This is a genomic window from Streptomyces sp. NPDC058274 (assembly GCF_042881375.1).
Classification (GTDB): Bacteria; Actinomycetota; Actinomycetes; order Streptomycetales; family Streptomycetaceae; genus Streptomyces.
Genome location: NZ_JBHVXW010000027.1, coordinates 22,487 through 42,112, shown reverse-complemented (window position 1 = coordinate 42,112; position 19,626 = coordinate 22,487). Strand labels below are relative to the sequence as shown.

Genomic DNA, 19,626 nt, shown 5'->3' with positions numbered 1-19,626 from the left:
CTCTGAAGTCAGTGAACAACTGTTACTACAACCGTTCACTGAACCGTCAAGTCCCTGAAACATGCGGGATGTTGGGTACGGTACCGAATCAGGATTGATCGGTGCATGACCGGGCATTCAGGATGTTCAGGATGTTCAGGACATGGTCGACCAAGACTTCACGAGAGGAACGTCATGCTGATCCTCGTCGCCGCCCTCCTGCTGATGGGCGTCGTCATGGGCTCCGTGGCCCACGCGCCGCTGCCCCTCACCCTCCTCGCCGCCGTCGTCATCGGCGTCTGGCTGGTCGTCTTCGCGGTCCGCGAGCGGCACTCCCGCCGGCGCCACACCTCCGCCGGCTGACCGCCGATCCACCTCCGCCCACCACCAGTTGGAGCTGACCCACCTCATGGAACTCACCGCCACCCCGACCCGCAGGACCGGCACCCGGGACGCCGACGGCATGGCCGTCGCCTCCTTCATCCTCGGCCTCCTCGGCCTTCTGGTCCTGAACGTCTTCCTGGGTCCCGTCGCCATCGCCCTCGCCTCCGTCGCCCTCTGGCGCGGTACCGCCCGCAAGGGGCGCGCCTTCCTCGGCCTGGGCCTCGGTGTCGCCGACCTGATCGTCCTGGTCGCCTTCATGCAGTTCGACAACACGGTGTCCTGGAGCTTCTAGGGACGCACACCCCCTGGGGGCGGAAGCGATCGATCGCAGGCCCGTAGAATCGGGCCCACCATGGCTTACCTCGACCACGCCGCGACCACCCCGATGCTCCCCGAGGCGGTAGAGGCCCTGACCGCCCAGCTCCGGATCACGGGCAACGCCTCCTCCCTGCACGCCGCCGGCCGCCGAGCCCGGCGGACGGTCGAGGAATCCCGCGAGACCCTGGCGGACGCCCTCGGCGCACGCCCCAGCGAGGTGGTCTTCACCTCCGGTGGCACCGAGGCCGACAACCTCGCCGTGAAAGGCCTGTACTGGGCCCGCCGCGACGCCGATCCCGCCCGCACCCGCGTCCTCACCAGCCCGGTCGAGCACCACGCCGTCCTCGACGCCGTCCACTGGCTCGGCGAACACGAGGGCGCCACGATCGAGTACCTCCCGGTCGACTCGTACGGCCGTGTCCACCCCGAGGCGCTGCGCGAGGCCATCGCCCGCGACCCCGACGACATCGCCCTCGCCACGGTCATGTGGGCCAACAACGAGATCGGCACCGTGCTGCCGGTCCGTGAACTGGCCGACGCAGCCGCCGAGTTCGGTATCCCCCTGCACGCCGACGCCGTGCAGGCCTTCGGACAGGTGCCCGTCGACTTCGGCGCCTCCGGACTCGCGGCCATGACCGTCTCGGGCCACAAGATCGGTGGCCCGTACGGCATCGGCGCACTGCTCCTCGGCCGCGAGTACAGCCCCGTACCCGTCCTGCACGGCGGCGGACAGGAGCGCCATGTGCGCTCCGGCACCCTCGATGTGCCCGCCATCGCCTCGTTCGCCGTCGCCGGACGGCTGGCCGCGGAGCAACGCGAGTGGTTCGCGCGGGAGATCGGGGCACTGCGGGACAACCTGGTGGAGGCCGTCCGCAAGGCCGTCCCGGACGCGATCCTCGGCGGCGACCCCGGAAGTGCCGGCCGCCTCCCCGCCAACGCGCACTTCACCTTCCCCGGCTGCGAGGGCGACTCGCTCCTGCTGCTGCTCGACGCCCAGGGCATCGAGTGCTCCACCGGGTCCGCGTGCACCGCCGGTGTCGCCCAGCCCAGCCACGTCCTGCTCGCCACCGGAACCGATCCCGATCTGGCCCGCGGCACCCTCCGCTTCTCCCTCGGCCACACCTCCACGGCGGCGGATGTCGAGGCCGTGTCCCGCGCGATCGGACCGGCGGTGGAACGCGCCCGCACGGCGGGTCTGACGTAGGGGCCGGCGGGAGGCCGGCGCTCACGCGGCGGCCGAGGGGGACCGGTGCGCGGTCGGCGGCGGCACGCGTGCGCGGCCGCCGGGAGGGCGGGTGCGCGGCTCGGTGCGCGGGCGCGCGGCCCGGTGCGCGGCCGGTGGGCGGGTGCGTCAGGTCTTCGCCGTACGGGCCTCACGCACCAGGCGTATGTACCGGTCCCAGTCCCAGTGCGGTCCCGGATCCGTGTGGTCCGTGCCCGGGACCTCCACGTGCCCGATGATGTGCTTCCGGTCCACGGGGATGCCGTACCGCCCGCAGATGCCCGCCGTCAGCCGCGCCGACGCCGTGTACATCGCGTCCGTGAAGGACGAGGCGCGGTCGACGAAGCCCTCGTGCTCTATGCCGACGCTCCGTTCGTTGTACTCCCTGTTGCCCGCGTGGAAGGCCACGTCCAGCTCGCGGATCATCTGCGTGACGTGTCCGTCCTTGCGCACGATGTAGTGCGCGGCCGCGCCGTGGTCCGGGTCCTGGAAGACCTTCACCGCGCTCTTGAAGCTGCCCTGGGTGACATGGACGACCACCATGTCTATGCCGTAGTCGTCGGGGCGGTCCGCCCGCCGCCAGTTCGCCGGCGACGCCGCCACCCACTGGGCGCCCCGGAAGTCGACCGCACCGGGTGTGCGCGGCTTCTCCACGCCGGGCAGCCGCCACCACAGGTGCCCCAGCTCGTCGCGGGCCAGCGCGAACGTGCCCACCGCGGCCACCGCCCCGCCGATGAGCAGCGTGCGCCGCCCGATGCGCCGGTCCGCGTCCCCGCCCCCGGCCCCGCCCTTTTTCGCCCCCATGGGATCTTCAACGGATACTCGCGGGCCCCGGTTCCCGCGGCCCCGTACCCTGGAGGGGCTATGACTGAGACCCCGCAGCGCCCCCGCCCCCTCCGCGTCCTCGCCGCCATGTCCGGTGGTGTGGACTCCGCCGTGGCCGCCGCCCGCGCGGCGGAAGCCGGCCATGACGTGACGGGCGTGCACCTCGCGCTCTCCGCCAACCCGCAGTCCTTCCGTACGGGCGCGCGCGGGTGTTGCACGATCGAGGACTCGCGCGACGCCCGCCGGGCCGCGGACGTCATCGGCATCCCGTTCTACGTGTGGGACCTCGCCGAGCGCTTCCGCGAGGACGTGGTCGAGGACTTCATCGCCGAGTACGAGGCCGGGCGCACCCCCAACCCCTGCCTGCGCTGCAACGAGAAGATCAAGTTCGCCGCGCTGCTCGACAAGGCCCTCGCCCTCGGCTTCGACGCCGTCTGCACGGGCCACTACGCCCAGGTGATCGTCACCGAGGACGGCACCCGCGAGCTGCACCGCGCCTCCGACATGGCCAAGGACCAGTCGTACGTCCTCGGAGTGCTCGACGACCGCCAGCTCGCGCACGCGCTGTTCCCGCTCGGCGACACGGTGACGACGAAGGACGAGATCCGGGCGGAGGCCGAGCGCCGGGGCCTCGCGGTCGCCAAGAAGCCGGACTCGCACGACATCTGCTTCATCGCCGACGGCGACACCCAGGGCTTCCTCGCGGGCCGCCTCGGCAAGTCCGAGGGCGACATCGTCGACGAGTCCGGCGCGAAGCTGGGCACGCACGAGGGCGCGTACGGCTTCACGATCGGCCAGCGCAAGGGGCTGCGCATCGGCACCCCGGCCGCCGACGGCAAGCCGCGCTACGTCCTCGACATCTCACCGGTCAACAACACCGTGACGGTCGGCCCCGTGGACGCGCTCGACGTGACCGCGCTGACCGCCGTCAAGCCCCGCTGGTGCGGCGCGGCCCCGGTCGCTCCGGGCACCTACACCGCCCAGCTCCGGGCCCACGGCGGCGAGACCGAGGTGACCGCCGCACTGGTCGACGGCTCCCTCGAGGTCACCTTCGCCGAGCCGGTGCGCGGAGTCGCCCCGGGCCAGGCGATCGTGCTGTACGACGGCACACGTGTGGTCGGCTCGGCGACCATCGCGACGACCACGCGCGCGACCGTCGACGCGTAGCCGGAGCGGGACCCCGGGCCGGCGAAGCCCGGAGGGATCAGCCGACCTCGACCTCGTAGAAGCAGAGGTGGTCCTTGATCTCGGCGACATCGGGCTTGGGGTCGGGATAGCCCCAGACGAGGTCGGCCGCGTCCGGGAGCGACCAGTAGGACGCCGTTCCCTTGAACGGGCAGTACGAGTGGGTCTCGGAGGCCGTCAGCAGATCGAGACGGACGTCCTCCGGCGGGAGGTAGTAGCGCACGGGACAGCCCGTCTCGCGCAGCAGCAGCGGGCGCTCGCTCTCCGCGACGACCTGCCCGCCGTGCACCACGCGTACGCGGTCCGTGCCCTGCTCGATGGTGATCGTGTGTCCTTCAGCCATACCTGGACAGCACCGGCAGGCCCGGAGTTCTTCCCTCGTACGGTGGGACCCATGAAAATCTGCGTGTTTCTCTCCGCCGCCGACCTCGACGACCGTTACACGCGTCCCGCGCGCGAGTTCGCGGAACTGCTCGGCAAGGGGGGTCACACCCTGGTATGGGGCGGCTCCGACGTCGGGCTGATGAAGGTGGTCGCCGACGGTGTGCAGGCGGCGGGCGGGCGGCTGCTCGGTGTGACCGTCGACTTCCTCGCTGCCGTGGCGCGGGCCGACGCCGACGAGATGGTCATCGCGCGTGACCTGGCCGAACGAAAAGCCCTGCTCCTGGAGAAGGCCGACGCGGTGGTCATCATGGTCGGTGGTACCGGCACGCTGGACGAGGCGACCGAGATCCTGGAACTGAAGAAGCACGGCAAGACGGACAAGCCGGTGGTGCTGCTCAACACCGCGGGCTTCTACGACGGCCTCAAGGAACAGTTCCGGCGTATGGAGGCGGAGGGCTTCCTGCCCCGGCCCCTCACCGACCTGGTGTTCTTCGCCGAGGAGGCCGTCGGCGCGCTGGCCTACCTGGAGGAGAGCCGGGGCACGCGGTGATGCGAGCATGGCGGACATGGCTACACATGTGATCACCGGTGCGGGTTCCGGCATCGGCGCCGCCGTCGCGCGCCGCCTCCACGCGCGCGGGGACGACCTCGTGCTGCACGCGCGCGACGCGGGCCGTGCGAAGGAACTCGCGGACGCGTACCCGGGGTCCCGCACCCTGGTCGGCGACCTGGCCGACCCGGACCGGCTGTCCTGGGCGTTCTCCCACCAGACGCTCCCCGACCGCATCGACTCGCTCCTGCACATCGCGGGCGTCGTCGACCTGGGCCCGGTCGGGGAGCTGACCCCGAAGTCCTGGCGCCACCAGCTCAACGTCAATCTGATCGCCCCCGCGGAGCTGACCCGCCACTTCCTGCCCCAACTCCGCCTCGCCCAGGGCCACGTGCTGTTCGTCAACTCCGGATCCGGACTGCGAGCGCACGCCGACTGGTCCGCGTACGCCGCCTCCAAGCACGGACTGAAGGCCCTGGCGGACTCACTGCGCCACGAGGAGCACGAGAACGGCGTCCGGGTCACCTCGGTCTACCCGGGCCGCACCGCGAGCCCCATGCAGGCCAAGGTGCACCAGCAGGAGGGCAAGGAGTACGACGCCTCCCGGTGGATCGACCCCGAATCCGTCGCGACGACGATCCTCATGGCCCTGGACCTGCCGCGGGACGCCGAGGTCCCCGACCTGACGGTACGACCGGGCCGCTGACCTCGGCAGAGGATTCCGTAGGCTGCGGGGGTGAGCGAAAACAGCGTGTTCAGGTTCGGGCCGGCGACCGGGGTCGGATCCATGCCCGGCGGGGATGCGCGGGAGGCCGCCAAGACCGTCGTCGGGTCCTGCGAGGACTTTCCGTATCTGCCCGAGCTGCCCGCCCGGGGGCCCGGGGCCGACATGATCGGGCGGACGGCCGGGATGCTCGTCGAGCTGTACGCGCGCGTGGAGCCCAGCGGCTGGCGGATCGGGGACCGGCCCGGGCGGGACACCAAGCGGGCCCGGTCCTGGCTCGGCGAAGACCTGGACGCCTTCGAGGAGTTCACCCAGGGGTACGAGGGGCCGCTGAAGGTGCAGGCGGTCGGCCCGTGGACGCTGGCCGCCGCACTGGAGCTGCGCAACGGCGAGGTGGCTCTCTCCGACCCCGGCGCCTGCCGGGACCTCGCCGGATCGCTCGCCGAGGGGCTGCGGACCCATCTCGACGAGGTGGCGAGGCGGGTACCGGGAGCCCAGGTCGTCCTGCAGCTCGACGAGCCGTCCCTCATCGCCGTACTGCGCGGGCACGTGAAGAGCGCCAGCGGATACCGGACCCATCGCGCCGTCGACCGGCAGCTCATCGAGTCCACGCTGCGGGACGTGATCGGGGTGCACGGCGGGGGGCCCGTCGTCGTCCACTCGTGCGCGCCGGACGTGCCGTTCGCCCTGCTGCGCAGGGCCGGTGCCGCGGCGATCTCCTTCGACTTCTCCCTTCTCACCGAGCGTGACGACGACGCGATCGGGGAGGCGGTGGAGGCGGGCACCCGGCTCTTCACCGGTGTGGTGCCGGGCACGGACGGCCCATTGTCGGACCCTGCCGGTAGCGTCATGGGTGTCAGGACGCTGTGGCGCAGGCTGGGGCTGAATCCGGGGCTTCTCACGGAGGCGGTCACGGTCACTCCGTCGTGCGGACTCGCGGGAGCTTCCCCCGACTACGCGCGGGGAGCACTCGCCCACTGCGCCCGGGCGGCGAGATCCCTCGCGGACAACCCTGAGTAACGGGAGGACAACACGGTGGCCGGCGATCAGGACGCACAGACTGCCTCGGCTTCGCACACCCTGCCTGCCGAGGCACGCGAGAAGCACGCGCACCTCGCTGAGCAGATCGAGGAGCACCGCTTCCGGTACTACGTGAAGGACGCTCCGGTCGTCAGCGACGCGGAGTTCGACAAGCTGCTGCGCTCCCTCGAAGCCCTCGAGGAGGAGTATCCCGAGCTGCGCACGCCCGACTCCCCGACCCAGAAGGTCGCCGGGGCGTACGCGACGGAGTTCACGGCCGTCCAGCACCGCGAGCGCATGCTCTCCCTCGACAATGCCTTCGACGAGGCGGAGCTCGCCGCCTGGGCCGACCGCGTCGCCAAGGACGTCGGCACGCCCGGCTACCACTTCCTGTGCGAGCTGAAGATCGACGGCCTCGCGGTCAACCTCACGTACGAACACGGCCGCCTCACGCGCGCGGCGACCCGCGGCGACGGCCGTACGGGCGAGGACATCACGCCCAACGTCCGTACGATCGCGGAGATCCCCGACCGCCTCACGGGCGACCGCGTCCCGGCCCTCGTGGAGATCCGCGGCGAGGTCTTCTTCCCGATGGAGAAGTTCGAGGAGCTCAACGCCCGCCTGGTGGAGGGCGGCGACAAGCCCTTCGCCAACCCCCGCAACGCGGCGGCGGGTTCGCTGCGCCAGAAGGACCCCCGTGTCACCGCGTCCCGCCCGCTGCACATGGTCGTCCACGGCATCGGCGCCCGCGAGGGCTTCGACATCGACCGCCTCTCCCAGGCATACGACCTGCTGCGCGAGTGGGGCCTGCCGACCACGCGGTACGCCAAGGTGGTCGACGACCTCGACGGCGTACGGGAGTTCATCGCGTACTACGGCGAGAACCGGCACTCCGTGGAGCACGAGATCGACGGCGTGGTCGTCAAGCTCGACGAGATTCCCCTCCAGGGACGCCTCGGCTCCACCTCCCGCGCACCCCGCTGGGCGATCGCCTGGAAGTACGCGCCGGAAGAGGTCAACACCAAGCTGGTCAACATCCGCGTCGGCGTGGGCCGCACGGGCCGCGTCACGCCGTACGCGCAGGTCGAGCCGGTCACGGTGGCCGGCTCCGAGGTCGAGTTCGCGACGCTGCACAACCAGGACGTGGTGAAGGCCAAGGGCGTCCTCATCGGGGACACGGTCGTGCTGCGCAAGGCCGGTGACGTCATCCCGGAGATCCTCGGTCCGGTCGTCGACCTGCGCGACGGCAGCGAGCGGGAGTTCGAGATGCCCGCCGAGTGCCCCGAGTGCGGTACGGCGCTGCGGCCCATGAAGGAGGCCGACGTCGACCTGCGCTGCCCGAACGCGCGCACGTGCCCCGCCCAGTTGCGGGAGCGGCTCTTCTATCTGGCCGGCCGCAAGGCGCTGGACATCGAGCACTTCGGATACGTCGCCGCGGCGGCCCTCACCAAGCCCCTGGAGCCCGCCGAGCCCCCGCTGCTGGACGAGGGCGACCTCTTCGACCTCACGATCGAGCAGCTGCTGCCCATCAAGGCGTACGTCCTCGACCAGGACAGCGGACTGCCCAAGCGTGACCCGAAGACCGGCGAGGAGAAGATCGCCACCGTCTTCGCCAACCAGCAGGGCGAGGCGAAGAAGAACGCGATCGCCATGCTGGACAACATCGCGGCGGCCAAGGAGCGCCCGCTCGCCCGGGTCATCACCGGCCTGTCGATCCGTCATGTCGGACCGGTCGCGGCCGAGGCGCTGGCCCGCGAGTTCCGTTCCATCGACCGCATCGAGCAGGCCACGGAGGAGGAGCTCGCCGGCACGGACGGCGTGGGCGGGATCATCGCCGCCTCGCTCAAGCAGTGGTTCGCCGAGGACTGGCACCGCGAGATCCTCCGCAAGTGGCGGGCCGCCGGGGTGCGCCTGGAGGAGGAGGGCTCGGGCGAGGACGAGGGGCCGCGTCCGCTGGAAGGTCTCACCGTCGTCGTCACCGGCACGCTCGAACACCACACACGGGACGGCGCCAAGGAGGCCCTGCAGAGCCGGGGCGCGAAGGTGACCGGATCGGTGTCGAAGAAGACCTCTTTCGTCGTGGTGGGTGACAACCCGGGATCGAAATACGACAAGGCGATGCAACTCAAGGTTCCGGTTCTGAACGAGGACGGTTTCGCCGTCCTGCTCGGACAAGGGCCGGAAGCAGCAGCGGAAGTCGCACTTCCGACCCCCGAGTAGCGGTTGAAGGCCACCCGTTCGGCGCATATCAGATGCATACGGGTGGCTGGGTCGCATTCGGGCAACCGTCGACGACCGCTGCCCGTGGAAGCCTTCTGCGGCCTACTGTTGAGGAGTGCGCCTGCCGTGCCCAGCTGCGGTTGGGGCAACCCCCGCTCTGCACGGGCGTGGGGAAGGGTTTCAAGACGCGTGCCGTTGACGGCTCTGCCGGCCATCGGAATCGCGTGGCGTGGGCACCGCCGGCTGTGAGAGGGACGGGAATGGAACCGACCGAGAGCGCCGCCCCGGAGTCACGGCTGCGCATGCGCCGGATGTCCGGGGCATGGCTGGCCGGCCGCCGGACAGCGTGGTCGTCGGTGCGCGTGAGCGCGGGCGACCGCGCCACCGCCCACCTCGCCGCCGGGACCGCGCCGACCGCAGAACGTCCAGGAACGCCGGGCCCCGAGGCCGAGCGGCAGATGATGTCCTGGCCCGCCCTGCCCACGGCGGCCGTCGCGGCGGCCGGCCTGCTCCTCGGCGCCGGTTTCTACCGGGCGTTCAGCGGACACCACGCGCTCTTTCCGTCCGGTGCCGTCGGCTGGTCCCTGGCCGTGCTGACCGGCGTCATCGTCGGTCACCTGGTCGCGCTCGGCCGCTCCCGCTGGTGGGGCGGCACCGGCTCGGGCGCCGCCCTCACCCTCGCGGTCCTGCTGCTGTACGGCTGGGTGCCGGCCGGCATGGTCAGCCTCACCGTGGTCGTGCTGGTCGGCGCGGCCCGCCGCCACCGCTGGCGACAGGGCGTCCTGCACGGCGCAGTCGACATCCTCGGCATCGGGGCCGGCGCGCTGGTCCTCGCCGCGTTCGGCCGGGTCCCGTCCGTCGAGTCCCCCTGGGACCCGGGGACCTGGACGCCGTACGCGGCACCCGAAGTGCTGCTGGTCGCGGCCGGGTATCTCGCGGTCACCCGTGGCCTGCTCTGGTATCTGCACGCCCCGCGCACCGGCGGACTGCCGACCGTCGCCCGTACGGCCCTGGCCAGACAGGGACTCGTCGCCGTCGCGCTGCTCGGCATCGCACCGCTGATCTGTGTGGTGGCCGTCGCGCTGCCGGTGCTGCTCCCGCTGTTCTCCGTTCCGCTCATCGCGCTGGACTCCACGCTGTGGATAGCCCGCGCCCGGGCGGAGGAGCAGCTGCGCGACCCGCTGACCGGGCTGCCCAACCGGCAGTGGCTGCTCGAGCGGACCTGGACGGCACTGGACGACGCCGAGCGGATCGGGGCGCGTGCCGCCCTGCTCCTGATCGACCTCGACCGCTTCCGGTCCGTCAATGACACGCTGGGGCATCTCGCCGGGGACCGGCTGTTGTTGCAGATAGCCGACCGGCTCAGGCTCGCACTGCCGCGCGGGGCGGAGGCCGCGCGGCTCGGCGGGGACGAGTTCGCGGTGTTACTGCCCGTCGCAGACTCCACCACGTCCGCCACGCGGATCGCCCGCGGTCTCGTCGCCGCGCTGGGCTCGCCGCTCGACCTCGACGGGCTGACGCTCGTCCTGGAGGCCAGCGCCGGGCTCGCCGTCTTCCCCGACCACGCGCTCGACGCGGAGGGGCTGCTGCGGCGCGCGGACGTCGCCATGTACCAGGCGAAGCGGGACCGTACGGGGGTGGAGGTCTACGAGTCCAAGCGGGACTCGAACACCCCGGACCGCCTGGGTCTGCTCGGCGACCTGCGCCGGGCCCTCGACGCCGGTGACGTCGAACTGCACTACCAGCCCAAGGTCCGCTTCGACGGACAGGTGGCCGGCCTCGAGGCCCTGGTCCGCTGGGTGCATCCCGAGCGCGGGAAGGTGCCGCCGGACGAGTTCATCGCGATCGCCGAGTCGTCCGGGCTGATGCCCCACCTCACGGAGTACGTGCTGGAGACGGCGCTGGCCCAGGTCGCGCGCTGGCGGGCACAGGCGCTGTACGTACCGGTCGCGGTGAACGTCTCGCCGCGCGACGTGCACACCCCCGGTTTCGCCGGAGCGGTCGCCGCGCGTCTCGCCCGGCACGGGGTCCCCGCGGGATCACTGCAGCTGGAAATCACGGAACACGTGCTGCTCGAGGACCCGCAGCGGGCCGCGGACACCCTGGCCGCGCTGACCGGGCACGGCGTGAAGATGTCCCTCGACGACTTCGGCACGGGGTACTCGTCGCTCGTGCACCTGCGGCGGCTGCCCGTCAGCGAGCTGAAGATCGACCGGTCCTTCGTCGCCCGGCTCGCCGTGGACAACGAGGACGCGGAGATCGTGCGGTGCACCGTCGACCTGGCGCACTCGCTCGGGCTGCTCGTCGTCGCGGAAGGTGTCGAGGACGACGAGACGTGGGAGCGCCTGCGGGATCTGGGCTGTGACGCCGTGCAGGGGTGGCTGGTGGCCGCGGCGATGCCGCCGGACGAGGCGACCGCGTGGCTCCGGGCCCGGGGCGCGCGCGGCTGGCAGCGGCCTGCGGCGGCGTTGCCCGCGGTCGCGACCGACGAGTGAGCTCGTGACCGTCCTTCGGTGAGGTGCCCTCTCGTGCGGGGATTTCGGGCCGTCGGCGGGTGTTCGTCCGGGCGCTGAGCGGGGGCGGGGGAAACCCGTGCGCGGGCATCCGTACCGGCGCCATAGGATTGGGCCCACACCACACACACTCACCCCAGAGGATCGCTGCATGCCTGGCATCACGCGCGAGGAGGTCGCCCACCTCGCACGGCTGGCGCGTCTGGAGCTGAAGGGCGAAGAGCTCGACCACTTCGCCGGTCAGCTCGACGACATCATCGGCGCGGTTGCCCGCGTCAGCGAGGTCGCCGACCAAGACGTACCGCCGACCTCTCACCCGCTGCCGCTGACGAACGTCATGCGCGCGGACGAGGTCCGTCCGTCGCTCACCCCCGAGCAGGCGCTCTCCGGCGCCCCGGCCCAGGAGCAGCAGCGTTTCAAGGTGCCGCAGATCCTGGGGGAGGACTAACCACCATGACGGACAGCAACGTCAACATCATCAGGCTCACCGCGGCCGAGATCGCCGGCAGGATCGCCGCCGGCGAGCTCACCGCCGTCGAGGTCACCGAGGCCCACCTGGCCCGTATCGAGGCCGTCGACGAGAAGGTGCACGCCTTCCTGCACGTCGACCGGGAGGGCGCGCTCGCCCAGGCCCGTGCCGTCGACGCCAAGCGCGAGCGCGGTGAGAAGCTCGGCCCGCTGGCCGGCGTCCCGCTCGCCCTCAAGGACATCTTCACCACCGAGGGGATCCCGACCACCGTCGGTTCCAAGATCCTCGAGGGCTGGATCCCGCCGTACGACGCGACCCTCACCAAGAAGCTGAAGGCCGCCGACGTCGTCATCCTCGGCAAGACCAACATGGACGAGTTCGCCATGGGGTCCAGCACCGAGAACAGCGCGTACGGGCCGACCGGCAACCCCTGGGACCTCACCCGCATCCCGGGCGGCTCCGGCGGCGGCTCCTCCGCGGCGCTCGCCTCCTTCCAGTCGCCCCTCGCCATCGGCACGGACACCGGCGGCTCCATCCGCCAGCCCGCCGCCGTGACCGGCACGGTCGGCGTCAAGCCGACGTACGGCGGCGTCTCGCGCTACGGCATGGTGGCGTTCTCCAGCTCCCTCGACCAGGGCGGCCCCTGCGCCCGTACGGTCCTGGACGCGGCGCTCCTGCACGAGGTCATCGCCGGGCACGACCCGCTCGACTCCACGTCCATCGACGCTCCGGTCCCGCCGGTCGTCGAGGCCGCCCGCAACGGCAGCGTGGCGGGCATGCGCGTCGGCGTCGTCAAGCAGTTCGCGGGCGAGGGCTACCAGGCCGGTGTCGTCCAGCGCTTCAACGAGTCCGTCACCCTCCTCAAGGAGCTGGGTGCCGAGATCGTCGAGCTGGACTGCCCGTCCTTCGACCTGGCCCTGTCGGCGTACTACCTGATCGCCCCGTCCGAGTGCTCCTCGAACCTCGCCCGCTTCGACGGCCTGCGCTACGGCGCGCGCGTCGGCGACGACGGCACCCGCTCGGCCGAGGACGTCACCGCCCTCACCCGTGAGGCCGGCTTCGGTGACGAGGTCAAGCGCCGCATCATGCTCGGCACGTACGCCCTCTCCAGCGGCTACTACGACGCCTACTACGGCAGCGCCCAGAAGGTCCGTACGCTCATCACGCGCGACTTCGAGAAGGCGTTCGAGCAGGTGGACGTCATCGTGTCGCCCACCACGCCGACCACCGCCTTCCCGATCGGCGAGCGCGCCGACGACCCGATGGCGATGTACCTCGCGGACCTGTGCACCATCCCGACCAACCTGGCGGGCAACGCGGCCATGTCGCTGCCCTGCGGTCTCGCGCCGGAGGACAACCTCCCGGTCGGCCTGCAGATCATCGCCCCGGCGATGCAGGACGACAGGCTGTACAAGGTGGGCGCCGCCGTCGAGGCCGCCTTCGTGGAAAAGTGGGGGCACCCGCTGATCGAGGAGGCTCCGTCGCTGTGACCGCACTGACCAAGGCCAAGGGCTTCAAGAAGTCCAAGTCCGGCACGTACCTGTCCATCGCGACCACCGCGTTCGGTGCCCTGAGCGTCGCCAAGCAGGCCAAGAAGGCCCGCGTCGAGAGCGACACCCTGCGGCTGATCGACGCGGCCGTGTCCGCCGCCGCCATCGTCACCGGCCTCGCCATCCTCTACCGGGAGCTCAAGCGCCTGGGCGACGACGACGTCCTGCTGGGCTGAGAGGGAAGTTTTCACCGTGACCACCACGACCGACCTGGTGTCGTACGAGGACGCGCTGGCGTCGTACGACCCCGTCATGGGCCTCGAAGTCCATGTCGAACTCGGCACCAGGACCAAGATGTTCTGCGGCTGTTCGACCGAGCTGGGTGCCGAGCCCAACTCGCAGACCTGCCCGACCTGCCTCGGCATGCCGGGCGCGCTGCCGGCCGTCAACGCGATCGGCGTCGAGTCCGCCATCAAGATCGGTCTCGCGCTGCACTGCGAGATCGCCGAGTGGTGCCGCTTCGCCCGGAAGAACTACTTCTATCCGGACATGCCGAAGAACTTCCAGACCTCGCAGTACGACGAGCCGATCGCCTTCAACGGCTATCTGGACGTCCAGCTGGAGGACGGCGAGGTCTTCCGCGTGGAGATCGAGCGCGCCCACATGGAGGAGGACACCGGCAAGTCGCTGCACGTCGGCGGTGCCACCGGCCGTATCCACGGCGCCTCGCACTCCCTGCTGGACTACAACCGCGCCGGCATCCCGCTCATCGAGATCGTCACCAAGCCGATCGAGGGCGCGGGCGAGCGTGCACCCGAGGTCGCCAAGGCGTACGTCGCCGAGCTGCGCGAGCTCATCAAGGCGCTCGGTGTCTCCGAGGCCCGCATGGAGCAGGGCCAGATGCGCTGCGACGTGAACCTGTCGCTGCGCCCGCACGGCCGGGAGAAGTTCGGCACGCGCTCCGAGACGAAGAACGTCAACTCCCTGCGTTCCGTGGAGCGCGCGGCCCGCTACGAGATCCAGCGCCACGCCGCGGTGCTGAACTCCGGCGGCACGATCATCCAGGAGACCCGCCACTTCCACGAGGACACCGGGTCGACGACCTCGGGCCGCGTGAAGGAGGAGGCCGAGGACTACCGGTACTTCCCGGAGCCCGACCTGGTCCCCGTCGCCCCGTCCCGCGAGTGGGTCGAGGAGCTGCGTGCCGGTCTGCCCGAGCAGCCGCTGGCCCGCCGCAACCGGCTGCGCGAGGAGTGGGGTGTCAACGCCCACGACATGCAGTCGATCCTCAACGCCGGTGCCATCGACCCGATCGTCGCCACGATCGAGGCCGGTGCCGACGCCGCCGCCGCCCGCAAGTGGTGGATGGGTGAACTGGCCCGCAACGCCAACGAGTCGGGCAAGGCCCTGGAGGACCTCCCGATCACCCCGGCGCAGGTCGCCAGGGTGGCACAGCTCGTCGGCTCCGGCGATCTGAACGACAAGCTCGCCCGCCAGGTCATCGAGGGCGTGCTCGCCGGCGAGGGGACCCCGGACGAGGTCGTCGAGAAGCGCGGTCTGAAGGTCGTCTCGGACGAGGGCGCGCTGACCGCCGCCGTCGACGAGGCCATCGCCGGCAACCCGGGCGTCGCCGACAAGATCCGCGGCGGCAAGATCCAGGCCGTCGGCGCCCTGGTCGGCGCGGTCATGAAGGCCACCCGGGGTCAGGCCGACGCGGCCCGCGTCAAGGAACTGATCCTGGAAAAGATGGGCGTCAGCGAGGGCTGAGTCTCCCGTTTCTGTCCTCCCGAAGGGGATGCATCGACACCGATGCATCCCCTTCGGGCTGCCCGCACCATCCGGCGGTGCGACAGAGTTCCCGGGAATGTCGTGTGATGCCGTTCGCACTCGTGTGAGTAAGGCCATGAATGCGACAAACGATCACTTCCTGCTGCAAGAGTGTCCGGGCATTGCTCATGCGTTCTTTGCGGGCTGTTCAGTTTCATAAGCGATCATTCGCGGCTGTTCCCGGTCAAAGATCCCCACATCCCCAGGGAGCACGTCCGTGGCAGCCCTTGCCCGCTGGTGTGTCCGGCACCGACTCGTCGCCGTTCTGCTGTGGCTCCTGGCCCTCGGTGGCACGAGCGCCGCCGCGGCCGTCGCGGGCTCCGCCTACTCGAACGACTACGAGGCTCCCGGCACCGAATCGGGGCGCGCCACCCAGCTCCTGCGGGACGGCTTCCCTGGGCTCGGCGGCGACAACGACACCGTCGTCTGGCACACCACCCCGGGCACCGTGCGCGCCGCCGACGTCGAGCAGACGATGACCCGCACCCTGGACGAGATCGCCGCTCTGCCCGGCGTCGCCTCGGTCATCAGCCCCTACGAGGGCCGGGGCGGCGGCCAGATCAGCGGCGACGGCCGAACCGCCTACGCCACGGTCACCTTCGACGAGCGGGCCGAGAACATCGGCAAGGGCGAGGCGCAGGCCGTGGTGGACACCGCCCGGGCCGCCGGGACGGACGGACTGCAGGTGGAGCTCGGCGGCACCGCCATCGCGGCCACCGAGTCGTCCGGCGGGCACCTCGCCGAGGTCGTCGGCGTGATCGTCGCGGCCGTGGTCCTCTTCCTCGCCTTCGGCTCGCTCGCCGCCTCGATGCTGCCCATCGCCACGGCGCTCGTCAGCGTCGGGACGGCGTACGCCTCGATCGTGCTGCTCGGGCACGTCATGACCGTCGCCGACTTCGCGCCCATGCTCGGCATGCTGATCGGCCTCGGGGTCGGCATCGACTACGCGCTGTTCATCGTGACCCGGCACCGCAGGGGCCTGAAACGCGGACTGCCGGTGGCGGCGGCGGCCGAGCACGCCGTCGCCACCACCGGGCGCGCGGTGGTCTTCGCGGGAGCGACCGTCTGCATCGCGCTGCTCGGCATGCTCATCCTGCGGCTCGGCTTCCTCAACGGAGTCGCGATCGCCGCCTCGCTGACCGTCGTCCTCACCGTCGCGGCCTCGGTGACCCTGCTGCCGGCGCTGCTCTCCTTCATCGGCCCGCGCGCGCTGAGCTGGCGCGAGCGGCGCCGGCTGGCCGAGCACGGACCCCGGCCGGAGATCCCGACCGGGCTCGCCGCCCGCTGGTCCGCCTTCGTGGAGCGCCACCCGAAGGTGCTCGGCGCGTTGGCCGTGGTCGTCATGGCCCTGCTCGCCCTGCCCACGTTCTCCCTGCACCTGGGCACCTCCGACCAGGGCAACGACCCGAAGACGTCCACCACGCGCCAGGCGTACGACCTGATGGGGGACGGCTTCGGCCCGGGCGTGAACGGTCCGCTGACCGTGGTCACCCCCGTCGGCGGCGCCGAGGACAGACTCGCGCTCGACAACCTCGACGCCACGCTCCGGGCCACCGAGGGCGTCGCGTCGGTGACACCGGTGACGTACAACACCGGTGGGAGCACCGCGTACCTCGCCGTCGTCCCGCAGTCCGCGCCGCAGTCCCAGCGGACCAGCGAACTCGTCGGCCGGCTGCGCACCGAGGTGCTGCCCCGCGCCGAGGCGAACACCTCGCTCGACCTGCGGGTCGGCGGGGTGACGGCGAGTTACGACGACTTCGCGGACGTGATCGTGGGCAAGCTGCCGCTGTTCGTGGGTGTCGTCATCGGCCTCGGCTGTGTGCTGCTCCTGCTGGCCTTCCGGTCCCTCGGCATCCCGCTGAAGGCGGCCGTGATGAACATCGCCGCCGTGGCCGCCGCGTTCGGCGTGGTCGTCGCGATCTTCCAGTGGGGCTGGGGCAGCGAGCTGCTGGGCCTGGGCAGGGCAGGGCCCATCGAGCCCTTCCTGCCGGTGATCATGGTGTCGGTCCTCTTCGGCCTCTCCATGGACTACCAGGTCTTCCTGGTCAGCCGGATGTACGAGGAGTGGCTGGAGACCGGCGACAACCGGCGTGCCGTACGGGTCGGACTGGCCGAGACCAGCCGGGTGATCAACTCCGCCGCCGTCATCATGATCTCGGTCTTCCTCGCCTTCGTGCTCAGCGGCGACCGCGTGATCGCGATGTTCGGCATCGCGCTCGCCGCTGCCGTCGCCCTCGACGCCTTCGTCCTGCGCACGCTTCTGGTCCCCGCTCTGATGCACCTGCTGGGCGGTGCCAACTGGTGGCTGCCGCGCCTGCTCGACGAGCGGCTGCCGCGCATCAGCATCGAACCGCCCGAGTGCCGGGCCGCCGCAGGCGCACGGCTGCCCGGCCGCGCGTCCCGTGCGACGATTTTGGGACAGCGCTCGGATGACGCGCTGGTGGGCGTACTGGAGAAGGAGCACCAGCAGGATGTACGCGATATCGCTGGGTGACGACGGCGCGGAACTGCGGCCCCTGGAGCCCTGGCACGACGGGGAGTTCCTCGCGCACCTCGAACGCGGCCGCGACTTCATCTCGCAGTACGTCGCCTTCGGGGTCGGTGTCGACGACGTCGCCTCCGCGCGGGCGGTCCTCCAGTCGTACGCGGACAAGCGCGCCGCCGACACCGGCAGCCTGCACGGGCTGTGGCTGGACGGGAAACTCGTCGGTGGCCTGCTCTTCAGGATCTTCGACGCCGCGAGCGGGAACTGCGAGGCCGGCTGCTGGCTGGAGCCCGCGGCCGCCGGGCGCGGACTGGTCACGCGCGGGATGCGGTACCTCATCGACTGGGCGGTGGAGGAGCGCGGTATGCACCGCGTGGAGTGGATCGCCTCCGCGGCGAACGAACCGAGCATCAACGTCGCGCGGCGGCTCGGGATGACCCGGGAGGGTGTGCAGCGGGAGAGCTACCCGTACCGGGGCGTACGCCATGACATGGAGGTCTGGACCGTGCTGGCGCCCGAGTGGCGCGAAGCCCGGGCCCGCGAGGTGCGCGCCCGCTGACCGGTAGTGGTCGAGGAGCCGGCGGTGCCCGCTGACCCGCTGGACGAAGGGCCGTGATGCCCGCTGACCCGTCGGACGAAGGGCCGTTACGCCGCTGGCCGGCTGGTCCGGTGCCACGCGCGCGTGGGCGTCGGGACGGGCGTACGGGGGCCGTACGTGCGGGTTCCGGGACATCCGATCGAGGGGCACGCGTGTGTGTGCCGATCGTTATGAACGCGCACAGCCAACATTAAGAAACCTCTCAGACTCCGTCCGTACGGTGCCAGGCATGGGAACCAAGACAGATGACGTAGCCGGGATCGAGACCGGCGCCGAGGCGAAGAGCGACGAGGAGACCGTGGACGTCACCAAGACGGCGGACGTCACCAAGACGGCGGACGTCACCAAGACCGGCGAGCCGGCCAAGGCCGACGTCGAGGCCGACGACCAGGCCGTGGCCGAGGACGAGGAGGGCGACGACCTCCTCGCGGCCGAGCTCGAGCTCGAGGCCGAGCGGGACGCCTCCGGCGTGGGCCTGGGTGCCGCCGCCGTCGTCTCCGCCGGGCTCGGCATCGTCTCGCTCACCGGCAGCTGGGTCTCCACCGTCGCCGCCGCGCGCGAGACGCTCACCGGCCAGCTGGAGACCTCGTCGTCCGCGAGCGTCGCCACGCAGGTCCAGCAAGTGTACGGAGACGCCTGGAGCGTCACCGCGCTGGTCGGCGGCCTCTTCGCCCTGGTCGCGCTGATCGTCGGTGTCGTGGTGCTGGCCCGGCCCGCCTTCGGTGCCCCGGGCAAGCCGCAGGCGCCCTGGATCAAGTCGGTCGCCTGGGCGGGTGTCGCGCTCGGCGTCATCGGCCTGCTGCTCGCGATCGCCAAGTACACCGACCTCCTGCTCGGGCTGCCCTCCACCAGCTGACCCACCGCACATCCCCCACCGTCTGAGGGGCCTTAGAACCGCCGTAAGCCACTTACGGCGGTTCTAAGGCCCCTGTCGCGTTCAAGATGCGGAACTCTCCCGATGTGGCGCACCCCCCTTGGAGACGAAAGTTGAGGCATCGCAACAAGCGAGAGCCGAAACCGAATCTCACAAGGGGCACCACATGTTCGAGTACGAACTCCACCAGACCCGCTCCGCCGAACTGATCCGCAAGGCCGAGAACCACCGCTTGGCACAGGAGGCGCTGCGGAGCCGTCGTGCGGCACGCCGCGCCGCCGTCCGCGAGTCCGGGCAGCAGGAAGAGAACGACACGGAGGGGCGGTCCCATACCCACCGGCCCCGCCGGCACCGGTTCGCCCGCGTCGCGTGAGCACGGGGGCGGGTGAGGGCGGCCGCACGGGGGTCGGCCGCTCTCACCACCGAGGAGACGTCGGGCCGGGCGCGCAGCGAGCCGCCCGGGCGACGGCCACATAGCACCCCGTTTGCCGGGGGGCTTGGGCCCCAGAGGCCCCTAGGGGGCGGGGCCCCCCGGGGGGTGCCCAGGGGGGTGATTACC

At 71.3% G+C, this 19,626-nt stretch carries 19 protein-coding genes; 17 read left to right on the top strand and 2 right to left on the bottom strand.

Going from position 1 to position 19,626, the window contains the following annotated elements:
- The first annotated feature begins 174 nt into the window (after positions 1–174).
- The 3 genes from ACFVYF_RS35245 to ACFVYF_RS35235 are packed head-to-tail and all read left to right on the top strand — an operon-like array spanning position 175 to position 1,885.
- A complete protein-coding gene (locus ACFVYF_RS35245; RefSeq protein WP_389462078.1) occupies positions 175–342 on the top strand; it encodes a hypothetical protein in 168 nt (55 codons plus the stop codon).
- A 46-nt stretch (positions 343–388) separates the two neighbouring features.
- Positions 389–655 carry a DUF4190 domain-containing protein gene (locus ACFVYF_RS35240; protein ID WP_389462077.1) on the top strand — a complete coding sequence of 89 codons (267 nt, stop codon included), beginning with the start codon at positions 389–391 and terminating at the stop codon, positions 653–655.
- 60 nt (positions 656–715) lie between these two features.
- Positions 716–1,885 carry a cysteine desulfurase family protein gene (locus tag ACFVYF_RS35235; protein ID WP_389462075.1) on the top strand — a complete coding sequence of 390 codons (1,170 nt, stop codon included), beginning with the start codon at positions 716–718 and terminating at the stop codon, positions 1,883–1,885.
- A 147-nt stretch (positions 1,886–2,032) separates the two neighbouring features.
- Here ACFVYF_RS35235 and ACFVYF_RS35230 read toward each other — a convergent pair whose 3' ends face one another.
- Positions 2,033–2,707 (bottom strand): N-acetylmuramoyl-L-alanine amidase, encoded by a 675-nt coding sequence (locus ACFVYF_RS35230; protein WP_389462073.1) that lies wholly within the window; start codon positions 2,705–2,707, stop codon positions 2,033–2,035.
- Between the two features lie 60 nt (positions 2,708–2,767).
- Here ACFVYF_RS35230 and mnmA point away from each other — a divergent pair, with 60 nt between their 5' ends.
- Positions 2,768–3,895 carry a tRNA 2-thiouridine(34) synthase MnmA gene (mnmA, locus tag ACFVYF_RS35225; protein WP_389462071.1) on the top strand — a complete coding sequence of 376 codons (1,128 nt, stop codon included), beginning with the start codon at positions 2,768–2,770 and terminating at the stop codon, positions 3,893–3,895.
- 37 nt (positions 3,896–3,932) lie between these two features.
- On the opposite strand, the gene ACFVYF_RS35220 is transcribed toward mnmA, so the two are convergent.
- Positions 3,933–4,256: a DUF427 domain-containing protein gene (locus ACFVYF_RS35220; protein ID WP_389462069.1), complete on the bottom strand. Its 324-nt coding sequence runs from the start codon at positions 4,254–4,256 to the stop codon at positions 3,933–3,935.
- A 51-nt stretch (positions 4,257–4,307) separates the two neighbouring features.
- Between ACFVYF_RS35220 and ACFVYF_RS35215 the strand changes: the two genes are divergently transcribed.
- From ACFVYF_RS35215 to ACFVYF_RS35155, 13 genes are all read left to right on the top strand, one after another.
- Positions 4,308–4,847 (top strand): TIGR00730 family Rossman fold protein, encoded by a 540-nt coding sequence (locus ACFVYF_RS35215; protein WP_389462067.1) that lies wholly within the window; start codon positions 4,308–4,310, stop codon positions 4,845–4,847.
- Between the two features lie 7 nt (positions 4,848–4,854).
- Positions 4,855–5,553 (top strand): SDR family oxidoreductase, encoded by a 699-nt coding sequence (locus ACFVYF_RS35210; protein WP_389462065.1) that lies wholly within the window; start codon positions 4,855–4,857, stop codon positions 5,551–5,553.
- A 30-nt stretch (positions 5,554–5,583) separates the two neighbouring features.
- Positions 5,584–6,591: a methionine synthase gene (locus tag ACFVYF_RS35205; RefSeq protein WP_389462063.1), complete on the top strand. Its 1,008-nt coding sequence runs from the start codon at positions 5,584–5,586 to the stop codon at positions 6,589–6,591.
- A 15-nt stretch (positions 6,592–6,606) separates the two neighbouring features.
- A complete protein-coding gene (gene ligA, locus ACFVYF_RS35200) occupies positions 6,607–8,811 on the top strand; it encodes an NAD-dependent DNA ligase LigA (protein WP_389462061.1) in 2,205 nt (734 codons plus the stop codon).
- Positions 8,812–9,071: 260 nt separating this feature from the next.
- Positions 9,072–11,306 (top strand): putative bifunctional diguanylate cyclase/phosphodiesterase, encoded by a 2,235-nt coding sequence (locus tag ACFVYF_RS35195; RefSeq protein WP_389462059.1) that lies wholly within the window; start codon positions 9,072–9,074, stop codon positions 11,304–11,306.
- Between the two features lie 169 nt (positions 11,307–11,475).
- Positions 11,476–11,772 carry an Asp-tRNA(Asn)/Glu-tRNA(Gln) amidotransferase subunit GatC gene (gene gatC / locus ACFVYF_RS35190; RefSeq protein ID WP_015036350.1) on the top strand — a complete coding sequence of 99 codons (297 nt, stop codon included), beginning with the start codon at positions 11,476–11,478 and terminating at the stop codon, positions 11,770–11,772.
- A 5-nt stretch (positions 11,773–11,777) separates the two neighbouring features.
- Positions 11,778–13,283 (top strand): Asp-tRNA(Asn)/Glu-tRNA(Gln) amidotransferase subunit GatA, encoded by a 1,506-nt coding sequence (gatA, locus tag ACFVYF_RS35185; RefSeq protein WP_389462057.1) that lies wholly within the window; start codon positions 11,778–11,780, stop codon positions 13,281–13,283.
- Positions 13,280–13,519, top strand: coding sequence for a hypothetical protein (locus ACFVYF_RS35180; RefSeq protein WP_389462055.1), 240 nt, complete (start codon positions 13,280–13,282; stop codon positions 13,517–13,519). Before gatA ends, ACFVYF_RS35180 begins: the two co-directional genes overlap by 4 nt.
- A 16-nt stretch (positions 13,520–13,535) precedes the next feature.
- Positions 13,536–15,050: an Asp-tRNA(Asn)/Glu-tRNA(Gln) amidotransferase subunit GatB gene (gene gatB, locus ACFVYF_RS35175; protein WP_389462053.1), complete on the top strand. Its 1,515-nt coding sequence runs from the start codon at positions 13,536–13,538 to the stop codon at positions 15,048–15,050.
- Positions 15,051–15,327: 277 nt separating this feature from the next.
- Positions 15,328–17,604 carry an MMPL family transporter gene (locus ACFVYF_RS35170; protein WP_389462051.1) on the top strand — a complete coding sequence of 759 codons (2,277 nt, stop codon included), beginning with the start codon at positions 15,328–15,330 and terminating at the stop codon, positions 17,602–17,604.
- Positions 17,582–18,154: a GNAT family N-acetyltransferase gene (locus ACFVYF_RS35165; RefSeq protein ID WP_389462049.1), complete on the top strand. Its 573-nt coding sequence runs from the start codon at positions 17,582–17,584 to the stop codon at positions 18,152–18,154. Before ACFVYF_RS35170 ends, ACFVYF_RS35165 begins: the two co-directional genes overlap by 23 nt.
- Before the next feature lie 268 nt (positions 18,155–18,422).
- Complete coding sequence (locus ACFVYF_RS35160) at positions 18,423–19,049, top strand: hypothetical protein (RefSeq protein ID WP_389462047.1); 627 nt, start codon at positions 18,423–18,425, stop codon at positions 19,047–19,049.
- A gap of 184 nt (positions 19,050–19,233) precedes the next feature.
- Positions 19,234–19,440 (top strand): hypothetical protein, encoded by a 207-nt coding sequence (locus ACFVYF_RS35155; RefSeq protein WP_389462045.1) that lies wholly within the window; start codon positions 19,234–19,236, stop codon positions 19,438–19,440.
- Positions 19,441–19,626: the final 186 nt, after the last annotated feature.